We start from the raw sequence: 21,982 nt of genomic DNA, 5'->3' as shown, positions 1-21,982 counted from the left end.
AATAAATTCTTAGCTATAGTTTGTTTGACTTTCAAAATAATCCATGATATTATCATTGTAAACCATAAATTTAATTGAGTTTACAATGTTTCAGACATCATATTTATAATTTTTTAGGGAGGGATTTATTTTGAAATTATCTACACGAGATTTAATAATTACTGCATTATTTACTGCATTAACGGCAGTAGGAGGCTTTATTTCTATACCTCTAGGTCCAGTTCCTATAACGCTACAATCTTTTTTTGTTATTTTATCTGGACTTATATTAGGTGCCAAGTTAGGTGCACTATCTCAAATCACATACGTTATTTTGGGGTTAATTGGATTACCTGTTTTTTCTGGCGGAACAGGAGGATTAACTTCTGTAGTAAGTCCTACCTTTGGATTTCTAATATCTTTTATTGTTGTAGCATATGTAATTGGCAAGATTACAGAGAAAAATAAATCTCTTTCTACAATAATATGTTCTGTTATTTTAGGAAGTTCCGTAATGTATCTTATGGGGATACCCTACTTTTATTTTATTTTTACGAATTATTTAGGGAAAAATATAAATTTTTATGCAGCTCTTAAATACGCTTGCATACCATTTATACCTGGAGATATTATAAAGGCAATTATAGCTATAATCATAGCTAAACAATTAATCCCTAGATTATCAAAACATTCGAATTCCAATTAATATTCATAAGTTATTGTAGTATTTTAGGAGATAATCTAATGATATCTTCTAAAATACATATTTAATATTATTTAGGGGCATGAAAATAAATAACAAGTCAAAGCTGTTAGTATACTGACTTATTATTTAATTGAATATCCCTTATTCCCAGGTTGTCCATATCTCTGGTACATAGCCCACAGTGGCTTCCTTTCCATTACGTACTATAGGGGTATTAAAAAGTTGAGGATTTTTCAATAAAATTTCTTCTTTGGTCTCCTCACCTCTAATTTGCTGTAAATTTGATTTTTTATAATCCTTTGCTTTCGTGTTAATTAAATTGTTTAATCCTACAGAATGTTTCACACTTTGTAATTCACCCTTACTTAGTCCTTTAATATTTAAATCTATAAATTGATATTTTATATTTCTTTCCTTAAAATATCGTTCAGTTTTTTGTGTGTCAAAACACTTTTTTCTTCCAAAACATTGAATATTCATCTTTGAAATTCTCCTTAAAATATATTATTCTATTTTTTTAAAATGGTTAAATCATCACCTGCGGTGCCGCGGCAAAGACTTCTGAAATGTCGTTAGACTATAATATTATCATAGCTAGTAGCACAGTAGCAACTATTCCACAAATAACAGGAATAACATTTTTTCTAGCTACGTCAAAGGGTTCAACCTTACATATTCCTGCTGCAGCAACTACACTCCAAGGAATTATAGTTCCTCCACCTATCCATATGGTAATTATTTGACCAAATGCCGCAACCTTTTCTTTGTCTATATTAATAGTACTTGAAAAGGTGTTAGCCAAAGTGCCTACGAGCGGTAACCCTGCGAAACCTGAACCGCTAAGTCCAAGAAGAGTACTTACTGCTGTTTGTATGCCTATAACAGAGTATTTAGATAGTGGTATCTTGCTTGCAGCATATATTCCTATATCACTTAGAAGGCCGCTAGCTCCATTGCCCAATATATCAACTGCGGTCCCTTCACTTCCTAGAAAAAAGAACGCACCAATAATTATAATTGGTGCAAATATGTTTATACCAAAAGTAAAACCGCTTTTAATATATTTAGTAACCTCTCCTAATGACGTTTTAAAATCAGTATGTATTATAGAAGAAATAATCATTATTATTGCTGCTGTACCACCTATTAGAGCTGTAGAGTCTGAACCTATGAAGTTGAATTTTTTAATGAATATGATATCTATTATAAATGATAAAGGGGTAACAATTGCCATTATCTTTATCCCTATTGAATAATTTTGTATTGATTTTTTAGTTTCAATTATTCTTGCATCAACCATAATTTTAGAGATTTTATCTTTTTTCATAAGTATAAATGCTAAAATTATAGTAACTATACTCATTATACCCCAAAAGGGAAGACATTCTTTAATAATTCCTAATGCATTAGGCAAGTTTGCAGTCTTAGCGGTTATTGATGGTGCTGCTTGAAGAACAAAATCGCTTGATAAAGCAACTCCATTTCCGAATAAACATAAAACAACTGCGGCCCATACAGGTGGCAATCCAGATTCTATTGCTGCAGGCACCATTAAAGCACCTATAAAAACTATTGCTGGTGTGGGCCAAATAAACCACGAGGTTACAGTAACCGTAATTCCTAGAACAAAAAATGACAATGTTTTATTTATCATTAATTTCCTTATAGGTTTTATAATTAATTCATCTGCACCCAGGTCATGTAATGAACTAGACATTGAATTAACTAAAGCAATAACTACAACTATTTCAATAAATTCTTTACCCGACACTACTACGGCCTTATATATAATCTGAACAGCACTTAGAACATCACCTGTAAAAATATAACCTATTACGCAAATGCCCACAATGCATGGAAGTATTACATCTTTTTTAAGTGTAATTATAACTGTAATTATTAGAATAATGATTATATATGCATAATGAATTACACTTAAATTTATCATATGTTGTTGCCCCTCCTATGTTTTATTCTCAATGCATACAAATATTGGTGTATTAATTTGATTAACTATTTTAAGAATCGAAACGCTCTATCTAATTATTTTTTTAAGATATCTTAAATTGAGTATATGCAATATTCAAAGAAAATAATCAATTTTTACTATTTCAATTAAGATAAAAAATTTGCAATATATTATTGAGGAACATAAATATAAATAGGCTAGTATACTGTATTACTATTTATGTTTATGGACATAACATATTACATGACTTTAACTTTCATTTATGATAAACTTGTGATTAGCAAAAAATATCCGACTCTAAGGGACATTCAATCAAATTATATTTTCTAAACCAAGAGGATAATAGATAACAGCTGTTATCTATATGCAAAGATAAGCAAGGAGGAAAAGATGTTAAAAATCTGGGGTAAATTAATCAAAGATAATAGAATTGTTGTGGATGAAGTGTCAATGTCGAAGTTAGAAGATAATTACCAAGAAAATCTAAAAGCGTGCATATCAGAGTTATGTTACAAATTTGATATTTCAACACCGTACTGGCTAAAATCTAATATTAATGAATACAATAAAAGACATAAAACTGCCTTTGATGAAAATAATTTTATAGAGGAAATTTACTTTGATAAATTTATGATAGAAGAATTAAAACCAACTGAAAAATAGTGCCAATAAGCACTATTTTTTAACCTTCTTTTTCATCATAAAAATCTAAATACGAATAATTCTCACCGTTTTTTTGCCAACCTAAGATAGAATCCATATTAACATTTTGTGCCGCTCTAAAAATAGATTTATCAGCACCACTAAAATTCTTCTTTAACTCTTTAACTAAATCTTTAATTTCATGACGTTTATTGCCTATCTTTTTAGCTGCCACCATGCATGCACAATTTAGTGGCCAAATACCACTGTTTTGAGTAAAATCCTCAATATATTGTTCTTCAATATAATAAAGAGGACGAATTAATTCCATATCTTCGAAATTTTGTGATTTTAATTTTGGAAGCATAGTCTTAAAATTTCCTGAATAAAGAACATTTAACATAGTGGTTTCGACTACGTCATTAAAATGGTGACCAAGGGCAAGTTTATTACAACCTAACTCTTTTGCCTTTGCATATAATGCACCTCTTCGCATTTTTGCACACATATAACAAGGATAATCTTTAGCTATGCTATCAATTATATCAAAAACTTTTGACTCAAATATTTTTACAGGAATATTTAGATGTTTACAATTGTTAATTAATAGTTCTTTTATATTTTTATGGTAACCGGGATCCATAGCAATATACTCTAATTCAAAATTAAATTTACCGTGAAGTTGTAACTCTTGAAATAATTTAGCCATTATTAGGCTATCCTTACCTCCCGAGATAGCTACAGCAATTTTATCACCCTCGCAAACTAAATTATAATCTATTATAGCCTTAATGAATTTTCTCCAAATAGGCTTTCTAAAGGTTGTAATAAGACTACGTTCTATTTCCGCTAGTGGTTTTCTTTCATTAAATGGAACTAATATTTCACAACCTTCTCCTGCAATGCTACTCATAAAATCACCCCTCCTGTACATTAGAATATTATAACATAATTCAGAAGGGTTTGTCTTTGGAAAGTAATACACGCTGGTGCACATTATTATAATAACAGAAACTTAAAGCATCTGATCAAACCACTATAAATGATATATTGATGTAATCCAAAAAAGATGACTTCTGTTTATATTACAGAAACCATCTTGTAAGCAGAATAAATATGTTGAAATGTTTATTTAAAGAGTAAACACTGTGTCATCTGGAAAAATTGAGCCGCTAAAACCATCGAATACTTCGAAGTGCTCTTCCACATTATCAGGGGTTTCTTTCGAATTAATAATAGATATTTCATCGTCACCTATTATATTTAACTCCATCAAAGTAGTTACACCAAATCTTATAACATTATGAAGAATTTTTGGAGCATCTGTAAGTTCAGTGATTGTTTTAATATTGAGTTGAAATTCATTTAATTCACGGTCTTTAGGAATATCTAAAAAAACTTCTATAGGTTTTTCAAAAAATCCATTTATACTGTTATTTTTGTTGTCTTCAAGATAATCAATTATATAATTAACTCTTCCAATAAATTTAATACTTGAAAAACCAGATGTAGTAGATAAAAGGCTTCTAAATTCGGAATGCTCTACAATAATACCAGGTTCAAATTTTATTTTTTCAAAAATATAAGAAGAATTTATATTTTTAGGTAAATTTATATTTATGATAGGGAAATTAAGATTTTCATTGTATGATGCAAATATTTTTTTTGCTATAATGGTTATTATCTGATTGCCTGGTTGTAAATTAGTTATTGCAGCTGGTGGAACATATGTATAAGGAAGTGTCAGTGAAATAACATCATAGGGCTGGCTATTAAGTGTATTCATCAGAATCGAACCAATTACAGAATTAGATTTTAAATCAATTATATCAATCCCGCCATGATTTTCACGGTTTCTGTTAGCTACCAAGAGCTTAGTATTGTCGTCAGTTATAAAAAGTCTGGTAGGTTCAGGTTTTGAGGTAATAATAAAATCATATGCTTCATTAGTATTAGTATTTATTAACTCTATTCTGTTTAGACCAAAATTTGATGCGTATAAGGTAGCGTCTTTTAAGATCATTCCAGCAATTAATGATCCCTTAGGTAAAGTTAAATCAGTAAACTTTTCTGAGTTAATATCTATTTTTAATATATTATTTCGCATTGAAATGTATGCAGTTTTATCATCTTCGGATATTAAAAGATAAGTTGGATTTATACCTAGGTTTTTAAATGAATGTATAAGTCCATAATTTTCTGTACTATAAATTCTTAATTCCTTTAGTAATGTATCTAATACATATAGCTTAGACCCTTCTTTATTAAGTCTTAAATCAATAATTGCTGACAATCCTTTAATGCGACCTATTAAATTGTCTAAGTTTATATCATATACAGTGACTTCAGAAGTATTTGAAACGTATATTTTTTTGTTTATGGTATCAATTTGAAAGTTGCCATTATTGGGAATAATATTTTCTTTTATTTCACCAGTAATACAGTTAATAAATGAGATAGTATTACTCATATCACAAGCAACGCCAATGGTATTGTTATCTTTCAAGGCTAATCTAAATGGGCTTTTCCCTACAGATATTTCTTTTAATATAGTATTGCAAAGACCATCAATTATAGTTAAGGTTCCAGTTTTAATGTTTGAAACAAAATAAAAACTTTTTCTAATATTTTCAGCTATTTCAATCACACCCTTTATCTTTCTTAATAGAAAATATGCTTTAACAATAGAAAATATGCTAAAATTATAAAGGATTTGGAAATTCCAAATCCTAATAATTTCTTTGGATATAAACTAGACCCTTTCGTAGCTATCAAATTTTCCATTTTTAACGATTCTGTACACACCTTTTGCTTTTATATTAATCTTTCGAATTTCATCACTAACAATATTCATATAGACTTCTTTAAATTTAATGGATTGACTGCAACCATAGGATATTATTGTTGGGGTTGATACTAATTCAACCTTGCAAGATTTCTTTAGAAGTCTTTGGTACAAAAGTGTTGCAACATTATGACCTGGGTAAACAACTAAATATTCACTTTCTTCTACTTTCATAGCTTTGAACATCTCCCTTTTAGCTAATCAAGTTAATAAATTAATTTGTATAATAGATAAACTAGTAGACTACTCCATAATATGAAAATATGTTATTGATGTGATATCTATCTGACCGGTCTCTTTTTTAAAATTCTATCTACAATCCCTAAGTTTTTTTCATAATTTAGTTCTTGTTTCAGAGATTCTTTTTCACTAGTTAGTCGCTCTAGTTCATTGTTCAATTCATTTACAACAATATCTTTGAACATTTTCTGTTTTTTCAATCCCTCGTATTCATTAGTAAGTTGTTCTGATTTATTCTTTAATTCATTTATTACTACATCCGTAGATGTTTTTTCGATTTTCATTACTTCTAATTTTTTTATAGAAGTTTGGTGTATTTCAGCTATTATTTTCAATTTCTCTTCAGCTTTTTTCTTTGCATTTGAAATCTTAAAGAAATTATTATCTGATTCCGCTAGAATTCTTAGTTTTTGCTGATATTTTATTTGTAAATCTATTAGTTTTTTTTCTAAATCTTTGTTAATTTTTTTTAAAACTAAAATCTCTTCTTGAATATCTAGTTTGTTTTTTTGCATATCAGAACCTAATTTAGTTTCAGGAGCTACTTTATTTAGTTCTGGGAAGTCATCTCTATAGTCATTACCTTTGTATTGAGGTAATAATAAATTTATTTCTGGAGAATTAGTTCCTAGCATATATTTACACTTTATATCACTATGCTTTTTACTTAAAGATAAAAATTTATATAGTGAAATTTCATTGTTTAATTCGGTATAATCTTTATTGGGTTCACTCCATTGATTTTTATATGAAGAAGTTAGAATGTTTTTGCCTTCAGTCCATATCGACCAAAGGACTCCACTAATTTCAACTAGTAATAGATTGGTTGGCTTATCAAAACTTTCATGAATTTTATAGCTTTTCATTTTTCCATCAGGTTCAATTAATACATGTTCTATAAAATGCAAAGAGCCCTCTTTAGACAGATTCATTATATTTATTTTATTTAAATATAATAATGTGCAAAAATTAATGCTATTACCGATAATACCATATAATCTTCTTGGAATACTCCAGTTACTGTTTTTGTATTCTGCGAAATTAATTACTATTTCATTTTTTTCATGCTTAATAAATATTATGGATAAATCACCATTTTCTAAATACTGTACATGATAATGGCAGAAAACATCTTTTAGAAATGGTATGGTATCTATTGTATTAAAAAAACTTTCATTTTTATTTAAGCACAAATGCATTAAAGAACATTGGATTTTCTTTATGCTATTTTTGCCAATGAAAAATATATGCATTTGTTCACCAATTGTAATAACATTTAATTCAGTCATCTCATAGCCTTCATTTTCAAAACTATAAATGGTTTTTCCAAACCATTTATTTTGTTCCCATTCGCAATACTTAAGATCGCTAGCTCCAACACTATATATAATGTAAATTTTGTTATCTATATCTAAATTAACGGTGAAATCAAAAACTTCATTGTCAATTTTGGTTTCTTTAGTCCATTTATTCTCATCATACATAATACTGTACATTAAATCCCTATCATCATTTACATAGAATCTCCATATATGATCTTCACTATCATAACATAAACATGGACTACATATTCTCATATTACTCATCTCCTTATAGAAATTATATTTTATTCCAAAGTAATATATGACCTAAAAATTAATATTAGAGGCAATATATAAATTATTTGCATAATATAGTACTAGATAATTTTAAATTAACACCTAGGAACTATTTGTATTACTAAACAAGTATACCAATCACACCTTGTAGATACCTGCATACTATATTATCGAGAACACGCATTAGAGGTGTATCCATTGACATAAAAGGAGGATAATTTATGGCTATTACTCGTGATGAGTTTATTCCAAGACCTGGTGTTGTTAACAGACAAGGACACCTTCCCGATCCAGCTGAGCTGGTTTGCGTTGAAATTCCAAAAGTTTTTGACCAGTGCCTGATTAAAAGATGCTTAGGTTATGATTGCGGACCAGATACGCTAGATACAGATGCTGACTTAAGAAGTGGCATTCTTGATAATCCCAAAACATTCACGGGGTGTAGGGATTTTGAGTTAAAGCTTATTTCAGTAGAGAAAATTCCACTTAAGAAAAATCATAGTTATAAAAAAGTAATAATTTGTTTTGTTATTTCATTTTATGCAGATTTTATAAATTGTAATGGAGAGACAAAATGTGAGTTTTATGAAGTTAATCGTACAGAAGTTATATCGAAACTATATTGTCCAGATTCAATAGCACAAATATCTGCTAGCTTTGTGTCTGGCTTATCAGAGGATTTTGATTCTGAAATTGTAAAACTTGAATTGGTAGCAGAATGTTTAGATGGAGTTTTCTGTGAAAATGATTGTTGCGAAAGTGTTTTAGATATCACCTTGGGATTTCATCTTATTGTAAAATGTGAACTAATGGTTCAACTATTAATTCCTGTTTATGGTTATTGCCCAGTCCCTGAGGAATGTGAAGAAGACTTTGAAGAAAACCCTTGCGAAAAATTTGATCGTGCACCAGTTCCAAAATTCTTCCCAGATCAAAATCTTGGACCTTTGTTCGATAATGATTGTGAATGTAATGAAAGTGAATCTGATAAATAAGTGAATGTACAAATCAAACCTCAGTACAAATGGTAGATGGTACTGAGGCTTGATATTGATTATACAGTTAGTGCTCAACTAAAAATGTAATACTTTCAGCTATAGTAGTACAAACCCAACGTCGTTGCTACTAGTACTGTAATAGATAAAAAGGCTCTATAAAAGGACGCTTTTTTAATTCATTTAGTACTAAATCTCCATATATAAATTTAAAGTAACATTTAAAAACTATTTATTTTAATTAGAAAATATATTAATCACAACTTATAGGCACCTGCATAATATAATATAGAGAACACGAATTAAACGTGTATCGCTTAACATAAAAGGAGGATAATTTATGGCTATTACTCGTGAAGAGTTTATTGCAAGACCTGGTATTATTAACAAACAAGGGCACCTTCCTGATCCATCAGAACTAGTTTGCGTTGAAGTTCCAAAAGTTTTTGACCAGTGCCTAATTAAAAGATGTTTAGTTTATGCTTGCGGACAAGATACGGTAGATACAGATGAAGAATTAAGAAGTGACGCCCTTGATAACCCAAAAGTATTTACAGGATGCAGGGATTTTCAACTTAAGCTTATATCAGTAGAGAAAATCCCACTAAAGAAAAATCCTAGTTACAAAAAGGTGATTGTTTGTTTTAGAATTTCATTTTATGCAGATTTTATAAATTGTAACGGAGAGACTAAATGCGAGTTTTTTGAAATTAATCGTACAGAGGTTATATCAAAACTATATTGCCCAGATTCAATAGCACAAATATCTGCTAGCTTTATGCCTGGTAAATCCGAGGATCTTGATTCTGAAATTATAAAACTAGAATTGGTGGCAGAATGCTTAGATGGAGTTTTCTGTAAGGCTGACGATTGTCATAGTTTTTTAGATATAACTTTAGGATTCCATCTTATTGTAAAATGTGAACTAATTGTTCAATTATTAATTCCTGCATATGGTTATTGTCCTGTACCTTGTCAATGTGAAGAGGAATGTGAAGAAGATGCTTGTGAAAAATTTGATCGCGCACCAGTTCCAAAATTCTTCCCAGATCAAAAGCTTAGACCTTTATTTGATGATGAATGTGAAGATGATGAGTAAGTAAATTCTAGAAAAATTACGAATAATTAGAACATTTATAGGCCTATCTCATATATTATAGTATAAGGATTCTAAAATGCTCAGCTACTATAAACGGTCCTTTTGGAATTCTTTTTACTAAATATTATTAAAATTTAAGGAGGAATTAATATATGAATTCAATGTCAAAATGCAATTGTCATGAGGAAAAAGAAGTTTGTTGCAAAAAAGAAAAAGAGGTTTGCAATAGAAAAGAAAAAGAGGTTTGCTGCAAAAAAGAAGGAACTCCAGTTTTATTGAAATGTGGATGTCCAGGATCAGTAACATTGCCAGTACTTGCATTAGGTGGTGTTTTAACAACAAACAATATTACAGCTAGTACCGTTACTGTAAATACTGAGGACTTCTGCGATCCATGTATTAAGTTTGAATTTGCAAGCAATATTAACATTACAGTTGGTGTAGGTTTACCTATAACTCTTAATTTCCAAATATTTAAGCAATGCAAGAATCAATTTGCTCCAATCCCAGTTGGCCCTACATTTACTTTTTCTGAAGTACTATCGGTTCTTGGATCTAATACTTTCAGCTTCTTTGTTTGTGACTGTGACGTATGTCCAGATGAGTGCTGTACCTATTCCGTAGTTGTAAATATTGCAACTCTTGGCGTTGATCTAGCTAGTTCTATAACTAATGCAACCCTTTCAGCTTTAGTAGTAGAAGGAGATCGTTGCTAATAATATAACAGATAAAAAAGGCCCTATAAAAAGGGCCTTTTTTCATGTATATCTTTTAAAGCTTTAATAAGTTTTTCAATATCGTCTAAATTATTAAAATATCCTGGACTTATTCTAACTGTGCCTTTGCGATTTGTACCAATTATTCCATGTATTAAAGGTGCACAGTGAAACCCTGTTCTCACTGCTATTCCTTTTTTATTTAAGAACTCTCCTACTTCAGAAACATCTATATTGTCTATAGCTAAAGAAACTACAGCTCCTCTGTTTTTATAATCGCATCCTCCATAAATTTTAATATAAGATAATTTACTTAATTCTTTTACTAAATATTCTACTAACATAATTTCATGTTTTCTTATATTTTCTATTCCCACTTTTCTAATAAACCTTATACCTGCACATAATCCTGCTATTCCTGGCGTATTTAAGGTTCCACTTTCAAATCTATCTGGTAAAAAGTCAGGCTGCCTCATAGAGAAAGACTCACTTCCAGTTCCTCCTTGTATAAATGAATCAAGCTCTATATCTTCTCTTATATATAAGCCTCCTGTTCCCTGGGGACCATATAATCCTTTATGACCCGGAAAAGCTAATAAGTCAATATTGTCGCATGCCACATCTATCGGTATAACACCAGCGCTTTGAGACGCATCAACCATAAATATTATTCCTGCTCCTTTAGCAATCTCCCCTATTGATCTTATATCTTGAACTGTTCCTAATACATTGGAAGTATGGTTTATTATTATTGCTTTGGTATTTCTACATATCTTCTTTTTTAGATTATTAATATTCAAATATCCATTTTCATCTACACCAAGAAGAGTAAATGTTATTCCTTTTCCACTTAGATAATTTAATGGTCTAAGAACTGAGTTATGTTCAATTATCGAGCTAATAACATGATCTCCTGGCTTTAAGATTCCTTTTATCCCTATATTCAGCGCTTGGGTAGCATTACATGTAAAAATAATATTTAATAAATTAGGGATGTTGAAAAATTCACTTAGCTCTTGCCTGGTATCCATAATTTTAGATGAAGCCTCAACTGCCATATCATGCGAACCCCTACCAGGATTTGCAGCGTAATTCTCCATGCATCTTAACACTTCGGAATAAACTGCCACAGGCTTTGGAAAACTTGTGGCAGCATTATCAAGATATATCATAAAATCCTCCTATTTTGAATATAGCGTTTTATTCTTTATATAGTATAGATATTTTGATATACTTAATAGTATGCTTAATAAAGTGTTAATTTTTTTACCTATCTAATTTTTAACGACATTCCTCCATTTGTAAATTTCAAATTGGATTTTAAACTAATGTATTAAAATAATAACATAAAAAATGAGCCTCTAAAAATAAGAGCTCATTTATTTTAACCATTACTAATTTAATTTTAGTATTATCGTATAAATATATTATCGAAACAATGTCCCATTAATAATATAATCCTATTTATCAAATAAACCACCAGTTTTTTTAGTGCTCCTTGCTGCTTTTTTTGATTTTCCGATTACTTTATCAGCTCTTGAAAGACCACTTTGCTCAGAACTTTTCTTTTTCTTTTCCTCGATAAGTTTTTTCATCATTTCAATATTATTACTTGACATAAATTTTTCCTCCTTTGGCATCAAATCAAAGAATGTTAGATCCTATAGAATTTATGTTTCAATTCATAATCTCTACATTTTTATTTTCTACACTCAAACTCAACTTGTTGTTTTCCCTACTAATCAGTTTATCTCAATTCTTGTAAAAATTCAATATAATATTGAAAGATAACAGTACTTTTTTATTAAAATGCCATTTAGTCTGTAAAATATTTTTAGATTTTCATATACATAGCAATTAATAAGTAATTCTGTTTAACTTAATAAGTACATTTTTATATCCTGGTTTTATAATTTCATTATCATACAAATTTTCATAGGTTGCTTTATCGATATCAAAGGCTAATGCTTTTGAGAAATTGTTTCCGTAAATCTTTTTAATAAACGTCTCAAAATCTCCTTTTATTAATGTATAATGTATTTCATCACAATGATACCCTTTTATATCATTATTCAATTTTTCTATAATTCCATATAATTGATAAATATAGCTCATTTCTTTTAAACTGAAAATTTTATCTAAAGCTACAATAGCTTCAGCATATTTAAAGTTCATAGGTATAGGATAAATACTAATTTTATTCTTACCATCAATTTCTTTCAACATTCTTAAACTTTGAAATAAAGTGGTACATATATCTAATTGAATAATAGCAGCATATTCACTGAGCCTTAAAGATTTACTTTGCTTCTGATGATCTCTATTTGCTTTTTCAATTTTGCTTTCCCTCTCAATTGCAATATTAGTAGAATTTTTATTTATGAACCAACTAAAAACACCGCCTAAAATAGCGCCAATTATAATGGAGACAGAGGATATAATTGGATTTATAAGATTAGCAGGTATGAATAGTAACGATTTTAACATTCCAATTTCTCCTTTTTAAAAAAGTATTTTCTACAATATAGTTTCCTTACAAATTAATTTTATTCGTCTACCATTCTATACTTTTAATTTATATTCTAATCATAGAAGAATTAACAGGTTGAAATATATTTTGACAAGTAAGCGGTAATTAGAGTATTATTTGTATGTAAAGCTTACAAAAATACGATCTTTACTAGAGTAAAAATATGCTTTAAAGTAATTTTAATGAAGGAGACTACAAACTCATGAATACACAAAGTGATAACAGAGGACAAATAAGAAATAATATACCAATAGGTATTACAGTAGACGTTGTATTAAAAAAAGACCAAAGAACAACTAAACTAACCAGAGGTGTAGTAAAAAGGTTGTTAACCAACTCTGCAGTGCACCCCAGAGGTATAAAGGTTATGCTAGAAGATGGCCAGGTAGGAAGAGTCCAAGCCATTATATCAAAATAAAAACTAATAGTTTGAAGTCAATTTACTATTGTAAATTGACTTTTAACTTTTATTATATATCATTCCCTTGCATTTTTAACCGAAATGATATATAATAATAAAGTTACCTAGTAAAAATAGAATATCTGCAAACACATGCAAAGTCGGATCATTAAAACACTTAGCAAAAGAGAAGACCTGAATTTTAAAATTCCAATTCTTAAATTCTTACCCTTTTCACTCTGAAATTTCTTAATGAATCCCTTATTAAAATTATGTTGAATAACGTACTGATAACGCTTATAACATATCCTAATTTGTTTTAGCGGTATTTCAAATCACTCTAAGGAAGCAAAGCAATTAATATTTGTTTCATGTGCTCTCATAGAATAGCAAGGAGGTGTTTATATGAGAAAAGACGAACTAGTTGAAATTACAGAAGATGTAATTAATGAATGTTTAGAATGTTTAGACTAACAACAAAAAAGCAAATCTGTCACTATTGACGTTCTAGTGTAGGTTTCTTTTTTTTATATAAATACAATTTATAAGTTTTTACTTTAAAGTTATATTATGGAGTATTGCCAAGTTCTTAATCTCTAATGAATATTTTAAAATAAATAGTGCTATAAATAGAGGAAATTTCTTTTAAGTAGAGAATATGTGTTAGTAGAGAGAATGTAATTAAAAAGGAGTGTTTATAATGTTAACGATTTCTTTTATTAGTGGTGATACGGAACTATTTGATTTAAAACAATCTGAATGTGATCTGTTTAAAAGTTGGTTTTATAATTTTGAAAACTCCAGGCCTCATGAAGTTAATTCTATGGGTAAAAAATATTTGTTTAATAAGAAAGCAATAGCTTATATTGAGATAGAGCCTTAGGTTTTGGTGATATATCAAAGTAATGAATAATTCTTCATATGAATTGGAATAAAATACAAAGACCTGCATTTCTATAAGGATGCAGGTTTTTTGTATATATTAATTATAAACTTACGTATTTTCAGGTTATCCAACAAGACGACCTTTAGGTTTCCTTTTTATTGATTATTTACATAATATATAGGTAGAAAGAGAATGTACACTTACCTCATTAATACAAGTTTTAATGCCTCTACTTACCCCTATTTTATCAACTTCATATTCGTTTGCTATAATAGTCCATTCTTTAGTATCTGGTAAAATTATTTTTATTTCTTCTTTGTTAGCATTATGAATTATAATTAATTTACTATAACCATCTTTGAATGGTGAAGTTAATTCATAAGCTACACAGTTGCGAGGCGAATCAAGGAATATCAAGGATTCTCTTACTTCACAAGCATTGTCTAAGGTCATAACTTTTTGGCTTTTTCTTAAAGAGATTAGCCCTTTAATATATTCATAGGTTTCTGGGAACTCAGCTTTTCTACTCCATAGTATTTCGTTCACAGCATCACTAGAGTTATAGCTATTATGATTTCCTTGTTTGGTCCTTAGTATTTCTGTTCCACCTTGAATAAAAGGCACTCCTTGAGATGTAAGGACTATAGATAAAGCCAATCTATTCATTTTTTCTCTTTCCAAAGGAGTATTATTAGAATTGCTTTTTTCAAATTTATCATATAAGCATAAATTATCGTGAGCACTTACATAGTTTATTGTTTCTCCAGGATCTTGCGAGAAATCATATATTTCATTGTTATATTGAATGCCACCAACAATCCCCTTTTTAATTTCTACCTCAAGGCCTACCTTACCACTTACAAACCCTGATTGGATACCATCATTATCTCCCTTAATTGCATTTCTTAGAGCATCATTATATACAGATACTTGCATACCCTTTTGACTACCTTTTCTAAGCTGCATAGAAGATGGTAATGATGATGTTCCCCCTGTCCATGGTTCACCATAAATAATAATATTCGGATTAATAATTTTTGCTTGTAGCGTTACTTCTTTCATTGTATCAATGTCATGAAGCGCCATTAAATCAAATCTAAAACCATCTATCTTGTATTCTCGTGCCCAGAATTTAACACTATCAACTATAAATTTTCTCATCATTGGTTTCTCTGACGCTGTTTCATTTCCACAGCCTGAACCATTAGTATAGTTGCCTTCGCCATCTGTTCTATAATAATAGCCAGGCACCAAGATATCCATTGGTGAGTTACCAGTTGTAAAAGTGTGGTTATATACAACATCCATAATTACGCTGATGCCATTTTCATGCAAAGTTTGAACCATCATCTTAAACTCGCGAATTCGCACAGTACCATCATAGGGATTCGTAGCATAAGAACCCTCTGGAACATTATATAAATAAGGGTCATATCCCCAATTATATCCACCCTTAGTTTCATCCACACTTTTGAAATCAAAAACAGGCATCAAATGAACATGAGTTATTCCTAAATCTTTAAGGTGGTCTAGTCCTGTAACAACACCCTTTGAAGTTTTGGTGTTTTTTTCACAAAACGCTAAGTATTTCCCTTTGTTTTCCATTCCGGAATCTTGTGATACTGAAAAATCTCTAACATGAATTTCGTATATTACTGCCTCGGTTCTATTAATTGGTAAAGGTTTTTTATGATTATCCCAATTAGGGGGATTTAAAGAAGTAAAATCAATAATCATACCCTTTTCACCATTAGCACTTGATCCTTTAGTATATATATCTGGTGTTTCCTTTTCCTCCGAACCATCTGATACTAAATAATTATAGTATTTATTTTTAAAATCACCCTTAAGTTTAAATTCCCAAACTCCTTTTTCTTCCTTGTTCATTTCATATTTTTGTCCTAAGTCATCATCGGGAGTTTCATACACTATTACTACAAGTTTCTGAGCAGTAGGTGCCCAAACCTTAAATGTGGTGTATTCAATAGTATAAACTGCGCCTAAATCATTCCCATAGTATGTGAATTCTGGGTTTTCTAATACTTTTATCATCATCAATCTCTCTCCTTAAAAATCCATTAAATCATCACCTGCAGAGCAGTACATCTTTTTTAAGATGTACTAACGGCGTCAGGAGGATATTTATACTCCAACTGAAGTTCTTTTTTTCTAGGGCAATAAACACCCACATATAAAAATGACGGACTTTATTGTAAAATGCTGTTAGACATTTTATGAAATAGGACATGCGTTTGCATAGGTATAAAACAGAGTAAGTGATTCTTTATTCATAATATGTAGTACGCATGAAAAATAATCCTAAAAAGTTATAGTTATTTAGTTGATTCCCTTTCAACTAATTTTGTCTCAATAATATAATTGTATATTGACTCTTTTTCGTTTTCTAATTTGTTTATTAACAGCTTAACTGCAAAATAGCCTAATTCTTCAGAATTAATATCCACTGAAGATAGCGAGGGCTTTCTATAAGCTGCGAGTGGCGTGTTGTTAAATCCAACAATTGAAATATGACGCTCTGACATTTCACTTATAGCTTTGGATGCACCAAAGGCAATTAAATCATCAGTAGTGACAACAGCTGTAGGGGTAGAGGTATTTAAAATTTTTTTCATAGCATTGTAACCACTAATTTCTGTAAACTCTCCTAATTGTACCATATTTCCGTCTATTTCCACTCCGATATTTTTAAGAGCCATCTTGTAACCTTCTAATCTATTTATAGTTACATTAAGCATAGGAGAACCTCCTATAAATGCAATTTTTCTCTCACCCTTTTGTATAAGCGTATTAACAACATTGTACATAGCGTTAAAGTTATCATTATCAACCCATAAGACCCCTTCGGTACTCTCGGGTTTACCTATTACTACGAAAGGATAATCTGCTTCTTTTAAATAAGCAACACATTTGTCATCCTTCCTTACTGTTGGTAAAATAATCCCATCAACTCTTCTACTATTCATTAAACTTGATATGTATTCAACCTCTTGATCTTCATTGCTGCTGTAAGCATACATGATATAATATCCTTTTTTTTGAGCATAGTGACTTATGCCTCTCATAACTTGAATGAAAAAAGGATTAACAAATAAATCTTCATCAGTATTAGGTAAAATAAGTCCTATAGTCTTTGTTGTTTGGCTGACCAGACTTCTAGCTATCGCATTAGGATGATAATTTATTTCCTTCATTGCTTTATAAACCCTATCTTTTGTGGCGTCACTAATTTTCGGATTATCCGCAATTACTCTTGAAACTGTGGATGGCGATACATTGGCTAGCTTAGCCACTTCTTTTATAGTTACAGACATTAAAACTTCACTTCCTAATTTCTAAAAATATTCTATGCTCATTATATTATTAAACATAATATTAATCAAGGCTAGCTTAGTTTATTTTTATTAATGAAATACCTATATTATTCATCTTTATTCAGGAAATATTTACAGGACTTAATCATATAATATAGTAATATCTCTTATAAAGAAGATGCTAATATGAATGAGGACAAAAATTATTATATTCAATTAAATAGTAGGGTTGAAAAAATGATTAGAAAATCAGAATTTTTAGGTTCGGGTCATAATGGAATAGTTTATTTGCTTCCAGGCAAAAAAGTAATTAAAATTTTTAAAGATAAGAAAGTTTGTGAGGGTGAATATAATATTCTCATAAAAACTAGAAGAAGTAAATACTTCCCTAAAGTTTATGAACATGGTGCTTACTACATTGTACGAGATTATGCAAGCGGAGAGCGGTTAGATAAGTATATCAAGAAGCATGGTATAAACAAAAAAATATCACTCAACATAATCAAACTTATTGCAGAATTTAAGAAGCTTAAATTTAAAAGACTAGATATTAGGTGTAAAGATTTATACTTAACGGATGATTTTTCGATTAATGTAATCGATCCTAAAAATAATTATTCTAAAAATGTAATTTACCCCAGACATCTAATGAAAGGCCTAAACAACTTAGGTGTAGTTGATGAATTTTTATCAACAGTTAGTGATGAAAATCCTGAAATCTATAAGTTGTGGAACCTTAAATTCAAACAGTATTTAGAAGAAACCATTGAATAAGTGAACATCAAAATAGTATAAGAGGCTGTAATCCACTAAAGGAGCAGCCTCTTATACTAGTGTATTATTATAATACATTTAATTCTCTTAACTCATCTAGAAATTCTTGAAAGTTTATTGCCCTTGAAGAATCTAATATAATTTTTGCGCTTCGAATTAGTTTTTTATCATCCGTCACAAGGATGTAGTCTTCATTCTGCTTGCAAATATCAATTAAACTATAGTCATTTATAGAAATTTTATCTCCATTAACTAAATATATACTTTTATTATGCTCATATTTAATAAAATCACGACCTACACACTCTTCAATAAAAGCATGACCATTATTAGTAATAATATGCCCTAATAATTTTAAAAATTTATTAGAGAGTACAAAGTCTTCATTGAATTTTACATACTCTTTCACTGATAATTCTCCAGCTATATCTTCAGATATTTTAAAATTAATACATTTCATATTTTCAATAGTATCAAGCAAGGTAGGATATTTATTCCACATTTTTATAATTATATTGGTATCCAACAAATACTCTTTACAAATCATTGTACTATCTCCTTTTCTAAGTAAGTCTATATTGAATTTTTAATAAAAAGATATCTGAATCATTAGTTTTATTTATATTATATTCATTAATAATTAAATGGTTAATGACATTTCAGAAGGAAGGTCCTAGTCTTCTATTAAATTGTTGCTTCTTAACCTTGATAAATATAAATAATGGCATTATAATTTAAATAGTAATATATAATTTTAAAGAATGCTTAAACAAAAACCTTAATAAATCAAAAATAAATAGGAAGGAGTAGCTGCTTTGCAGCTAATAAATAAAACTATGGAAGTACACATATTTTTAAAAGGTAATAAAAAGGCTGTTATTTACAAAGGCGACAGAATTGATGTTTTAGATTTTGAAATGAATGGAATTAAATATAAGCAAATCAGATATTTTAAAAAGGGTTTCAGTAAAAGTGAACTGGTTGAAGAAGAAAGTATAAGCAAAATAGTTAAAACAGAATTGTAATAAATACCTACATCCACGCCGTGGATGTAGGTATTTATTATAACGTTCTATTTTCTTTTTTTGTTCTTTGCCTTATTTTTATTATCTTGTCTGCTTCCATAATTTGCTCTGTCTTGGGTGCTTAGGGGCTTACTTTTCTTTTTAAAGTTTTTATCTATCGGAGTATCTTTGCTCTTACTTTTTATATTTTTCACTTTATCTTTGCCATTTTGTTGTTTTGGGTTTATATTTGTGTTATTTAAATGTTCCTTATTTTTTTTGCTTCTTGGTTTTATTAAACACTTAGGTTCATAACCAATGAGATCTTCTCTATTAGCCTCTGTTAAAGCTGATAATACTAAATCATATTTCATAGGATCTTTATATTGAAGCAATGCCCTTTGCATAGCTTTTTCATTTTTAGTTTTAGGTATATGAACTTCTTCAAGGGTATTTGGATCAAGTCCTGTATAAAACATGGTTGTTGATGGTGTTCCTGGAGTTGGATAGAAATCTTGAACTTGTTCAGGTTGGTAATTAGTATCCCTAAGGTATTCTGCTAGTTCTACTGCTGAACTTATTGTACATCCTGGGTGGCTAGACATTAAATACGGGATAAGATATTGTTTTTTCCCTATTTTTTCAGTAGCTTTATAAAATTTTTCCCTGAATTTATCATAAGTTTTACCTGCTGGTTTGCCCATGAATTTTAAAACTTTATGAGAAACATGCTCTGGTGCAACTTTTAGTTGGCCGCTGACATGATTCTTAATAAGTTCATTAAAAAAGGTGTCATTTTTATCTGCCATAATATAATCATAACGCAGCCCTGAACGCACAAAAACTTTTTTAATATCCGGCAATTCTCGAAGCGACCGTAGTAAATTTAAATACTCCATATGATCAACATTTAAATTCTTGCAAGGGCTTGGATGCAAACATTGCTTATCTATGCAAGCTCCTACTTTTAATTGTTTATCACATGCAGGTCGCCTAAAATTAGCGGTAGGCCCTCCTACATCATGAATATACCCTTTAAAATCCTTGAGTTTTGTAATTTGAATTGCTTCTTCTATTATTGAATTTTCACTTCTACTTTGCACAATTCGGCCTTGATGAAAGGTTATGGCACAGAAAGCACAGCTACCAAAACATCCTCTTGAACTAACTAAGCTGAATTTAACTTCCTCTATAGCAGGTATTCCACCGAGCTTTTCATAAATAGGATGATAATTTCTTTCATATGGCAGGCCATAAACAGTATCTAATTCTTCTCTAGTAAGGGGCATTTCTGGTTTGTTTTGCACAAGATACTTATTAGAATGTTTTTGAATTATACCATTTCCTCTAATAGGATCTTGCTGATCATATTGTATTTTAAAGGCTTGTGCATATTTCTTTTTATCTCTGCAGACTTCTTTATATGATTCTATTTCAATGTAGTCACATATATTTTCAATATTATCTACCACATAACATGTTCCAGGTACCTGAGTAATGAATTTTATATCTACACCTTCATTTAATTCTTTTGCAATTTTAACGACTTGTTTTTCTCCCATACCATATATTAATAGGTCAGCTCCACTATCAATTAGCATAGATTTTCGTACCTTGTCACTCCAATAATCATAATGTGCAAAACGCCTTAAACTTGCTTCTATGCCTCCAAGAATAATAGGAACGCTTTTATAAGCTTCCCTTATTCTATTGCTATAAACTATTGTTGCTCTATCAGGTCGTAGTCCCATCTTTGCACCTGGAGAATACATGTCTTTTTCTCTTATTTTCTTACTAACCGTATAATGATTAACCATAGAATCCATATTCCCAGAATTAACTAGAAATCCAAGCCTTGGTTTGCCTAATTTTTTAAAGTCTTCTATGCCCTTCCAATCAGGTTGAGCTATTATGCCTACTTTATAGCCTTCACTTTCTAAAACTCTTGAAATAATTGCCGTTCCAAAACTATGATGATCTACATATGCATCACCAGTAACTATAATAAAATCTAATTCAGTCCAACCTCTATCTATAATATCTTTCTTACTAATAGGTAAATATTTATTATCACTCATTACTTCCACCTTCTTTTGCTTTAATCGTAAATTCCAATATATAATTTAAAATATAATTATAGCATTCTTTACGATTTAATTCTTTGAAAATAATAAATAACATTAATAATAACATTTTTTATATACCTACGTATAATAAAATATAATGAATTTATGTTAGAAAATTAACATTCGACGAGAATAATAAAA

At 29.6% G+C, this 21,982-nt stretch carries 22 protein-coding genes; 9 read left to right on the top strand and 13 right to left on the bottom strand.

Annotated elements, in window-relative coordinates; all coding sequences use genetic code 11:
• Positions 1-130: 130 nt before the first annotated feature.
• A complete protein-coding gene (locus ACWJKP_RS11035; RefSeq protein ID WP_165412821.1) occupies positions 131-685 on the top strand; it encodes a biotin transporter BioY in 555 nt (184 codons plus the stop codon).
• A 141-nt stretch (positions 686-826) separates the two neighbouring features.
• On the opposite strand, the gene ACWJKP_RS11030 is transcribed toward ACWJKP_RS11035, so the two are convergent.
• Together ACWJKP_RS11030 and ACWJKP_RS11025 are read right to left on the bottom strand one after the other, a co-directional pair.
• The gene (locus ACWJKP_RS11030; protein ID WP_165412820.1) at positions 827-1,165 is read right to left on the bottom strand and encodes an arsenate reductase family protein; all 339 of its coding nucleotides are present in this window, start codon (positions 1,163-1,165) and stop codon (positions 827-829) included.
• Between the two features lie 97 nt (positions 1,166-1,262).
• Complete coding sequence (locus ACWJKP_RS11025) at positions 1,263-2,633, bottom strand: TRAP transporter large permease (RefSeq protein ID WP_462961175.1); 1,371 nt, start codon at positions 2,631-2,633, stop codon at positions 1,263-1,265.
• A gap of 411 nt (positions 2,634-3,044) precedes the next feature.
• Between ACWJKP_RS11025 and ACWJKP_RS11020 the strand changes: the two genes are divergently transcribed.
• A complete protein-coding gene (locus ACWJKP_RS11020) occupies positions 3,045-3,317 on the top strand; it encodes a hypothetical protein (RefSeq protein ID WP_165412818.1) in 273 nt (90 codons plus the stop codon).
• Between the two features lie 19 nt (positions 3,318-3,336).
• Here ACWJKP_RS11020 and ACWJKP_RS11015 read toward each other — a convergent pair whose 3' ends face one another.
• The 4 genes from ACWJKP_RS11015 to ACWJKP_RS11000 form a co-directional block, all read right to left on the bottom strand.
• Positions 3,337-4,209, bottom strand: a complete 873-nt coding sequence (locus tag ACWJKP_RS11015) for a tRNA 2-thiocytidine biosynthesis TtcA family protein (protein ID WP_165412817.1) — start codon at positions 4,207-4,209, stop codon at positions 3,337-3,339.
• Between the two features lie 219 nt (positions 4,210-4,428).
• Positions 4,429-5,943, bottom strand: coding sequence for a YncE family protein (locus ACWJKP_RS11010; RefSeq protein ID WP_165412816.1), 1,515 nt, complete (start codon positions 5,941-5,943; stop codon positions 4,429-4,431).
• A gap of 105 nt (positions 5,944-6,048) precedes the next feature.
• A complete protein-coding gene (locus ACWJKP_RS11005) occupies positions 6,049-6,315 on the bottom strand; it encodes a putative Se/S carrier-like protein (protein WP_165412815.1) in 267 nt (88 codons plus the stop codon).
• A 107-nt stretch (positions 6,316-6,422) separates the two neighbouring features.
• Positions 6,423-7,958 (bottom strand): coiled-coil domain-containing protein, encoded by a 1,536-nt coding sequence (locus ACWJKP_RS11000; protein ID WP_165412814.1) that lies wholly within the window; start codon positions 7,956-7,958, stop codon positions 6,423-6,425.
• Between the two features lie 242 nt (positions 7,959-8,200).
• On the opposite strand from ACWJKP_RS11000, the gene ACWJKP_RS10995 reads away from it, so the two are divergent.
• The 3 genes from ACWJKP_RS10995 (at position 8,201) to ACWJKP_RS10985 (ending at position 10,789) form a co-directional block, all read left to right on the top strand.
• Positions 8,201-8,974, top strand: coding sequence for a hypothetical protein (locus ACWJKP_RS10995; RefSeq protein WP_165412813.1), 774 nt, complete (start codon positions 8,201-8,203; stop codon positions 8,972-8,974).
• A gap of 340 nt (positions 8,975-9,314) precedes the next feature.
• A complete protein-coding gene (locus tag ACWJKP_RS10990; RefSeq protein ID WP_165412812.1) occupies positions 9,315-10,073 on the top strand; it encodes a hypothetical protein in 759 nt (252 codons plus the stop codon).
• Positions 10,074-10,225: 152 nt separating this feature from the next.
• On the top strand, positions 10,226-10,789 hold the full coding sequence (locus tag ACWJKP_RS10985; RefSeq protein ID WP_165412811.1) for a DUF4489 domain-containing protein: 564 nt from the start codon (positions 10,226-10,228) through the stop codon (positions 10,787-10,789).
• Between the two features lie 23 nt (positions 10,790-10,812).
• Here the strand turns inward: ACWJKP_RS10985 and ACWJKP_RS10980 are convergent, their stop codons facing one another.
• The 3 genes from ACWJKP_RS10980 to ACWJKP_RS10970 all read right to left on the bottom strand — a co-directional run bounded on the left by ACWJKP_RS10980 (position 10,813) and on the right by ACWJKP_RS10970 (position 13,276).
• Positions 10,813-11,961, bottom strand: a complete 1,149-nt coding sequence (locus tag ACWJKP_RS10980) for an aminotransferase class V-fold PLP-dependent enzyme (RefSeq protein ID WP_165412810.1) — start codon at positions 11,959-11,961, stop codon at positions 10,813-10,815.
• Between the two features lie 288 nt (positions 11,962-12,249).
• On the bottom strand, positions 12,250-12,408 hold the full coding sequence (locus ACWJKP_RS10975) for a hypothetical protein (protein WP_165412809.1): 159 nt from the start codon (positions 12,406-12,408) through the stop codon (positions 12,250-12,252).
• 238 nt (positions 12,409-12,646) lie between these two features.
• Positions 12,647-13,276: a hypothetical protein gene (locus tag ACWJKP_RS10970; protein ID WP_165412808.1), complete on the bottom strand. Its 630-nt coding sequence runs from the start codon at positions 13,274-13,276 to the stop codon at positions 12,647-12,649.
• 245 nt (positions 13,277-13,521) lie between these two features.
• On the opposite strand from ACWJKP_RS10970, the gene ACWJKP_RS10965 reads away from it, so the two are divergent.
• Positions 13,522-13,737, top strand: a complete 216-nt coding sequence (locus ACWJKP_RS10965) for a YwbE family protein (protein ID WP_165412807.1) — start codon at positions 13,522-13,524, stop codon at positions 13,735-13,737.
• A 682-nt stretch (positions 13,738-14,419) separates the two neighbouring features.
• A complete protein-coding gene (locus ACWJKP_RS10960) occupies positions 14,420-14,602 on the top strand; it encodes a hypothetical protein (protein ID WP_165412806.1) in 183 nt (60 codons plus the stop codon).
• 165 nt (positions 14,603-14,767) lie between these two features.
• Here the strand turns inward: ACWJKP_RS10960 and pulA are convergent, their stop codons facing one another.
• Positions 14,768-16,660 (bottom strand): type I pullulanase, encoded by a 1,893-nt coding sequence (pulA, locus tag ACWJKP_RS10955; RefSeq protein WP_165412805.1) that lies wholly within the window; start codon positions 16,658-16,660, stop codon positions 14,768-14,770.
• Positions 16,661-16,938: 278 nt separating this feature from the next.
• Entirely contained in the window at positions 16,939-17,937 is a 999-nt protein-coding gene (locus tag ACWJKP_RS10950; RefSeq protein ID WP_165412804.1) for a LacI family DNA-binding transcriptional regulator, read from the bottom strand.
• 186 nt (positions 17,938-18,123) lie between these two features.
• Between ACWJKP_RS10950 and ACWJKP_RS10945 the strand changes: the two genes are divergently transcribed.
• A complete protein-coding gene (locus ACWJKP_RS10945) occupies positions 18,124-18,711 on the top strand; it encodes a protein kinase (RefSeq protein ID WP_165412803.1) in 588 nt (195 codons plus the stop codon).
• A 67-nt stretch (positions 18,712-18,778) separates the two neighbouring features.
• Here the strand turns inward: ACWJKP_RS10945 and ACWJKP_RS10940 are convergent, their stop codons facing one another.
• Positions 18,779-19,258 carry a PIN domain-containing protein gene (locus ACWJKP_RS10940; RefSeq protein ID WP_165412802.1) on the bottom strand — a complete coding sequence of 160 codons (480 nt, stop codon included), beginning with the start codon at positions 19,256-19,258 and terminating at the stop codon, positions 18,779-18,781.
• Between the two features lie 289 nt (positions 19,259-19,547).
• Between ACWJKP_RS10940 and ACWJKP_RS10935 the strand changes: the two genes are divergently transcribed.
• Positions 19,548-19,736, top strand: coding sequence for a hypothetical protein (locus ACWJKP_RS10935; protein WP_165412840.1), 189 nt, complete (start codon positions 19,548-19,550; stop codon positions 19,734-19,736).
• Between the two features lie 47 nt (positions 19,737-19,783).
• Here the strand turns inward: ACWJKP_RS10935 and ACWJKP_RS10930 are convergent, their stop codons facing one another.
• On the bottom strand, positions 19,784-21,793 hold the full coding sequence (locus ACWJKP_RS10930; RefSeq protein WP_165412801.1) for a YgiQ family radical SAM protein: 2,010 nt from the start codon (positions 21,791-21,793) through the stop codon (positions 19,784-19,786).
• Positions 21,794-21,982 lie beyond the last annotated feature (189 nt).

Source organism: Clostridium sp. CM037, assembly GCF_055081095.1.
Note: the sequence above shows the minus strand (reverse complement) of the source record. Positions and strands in the feature narration are given on the sequence as shown.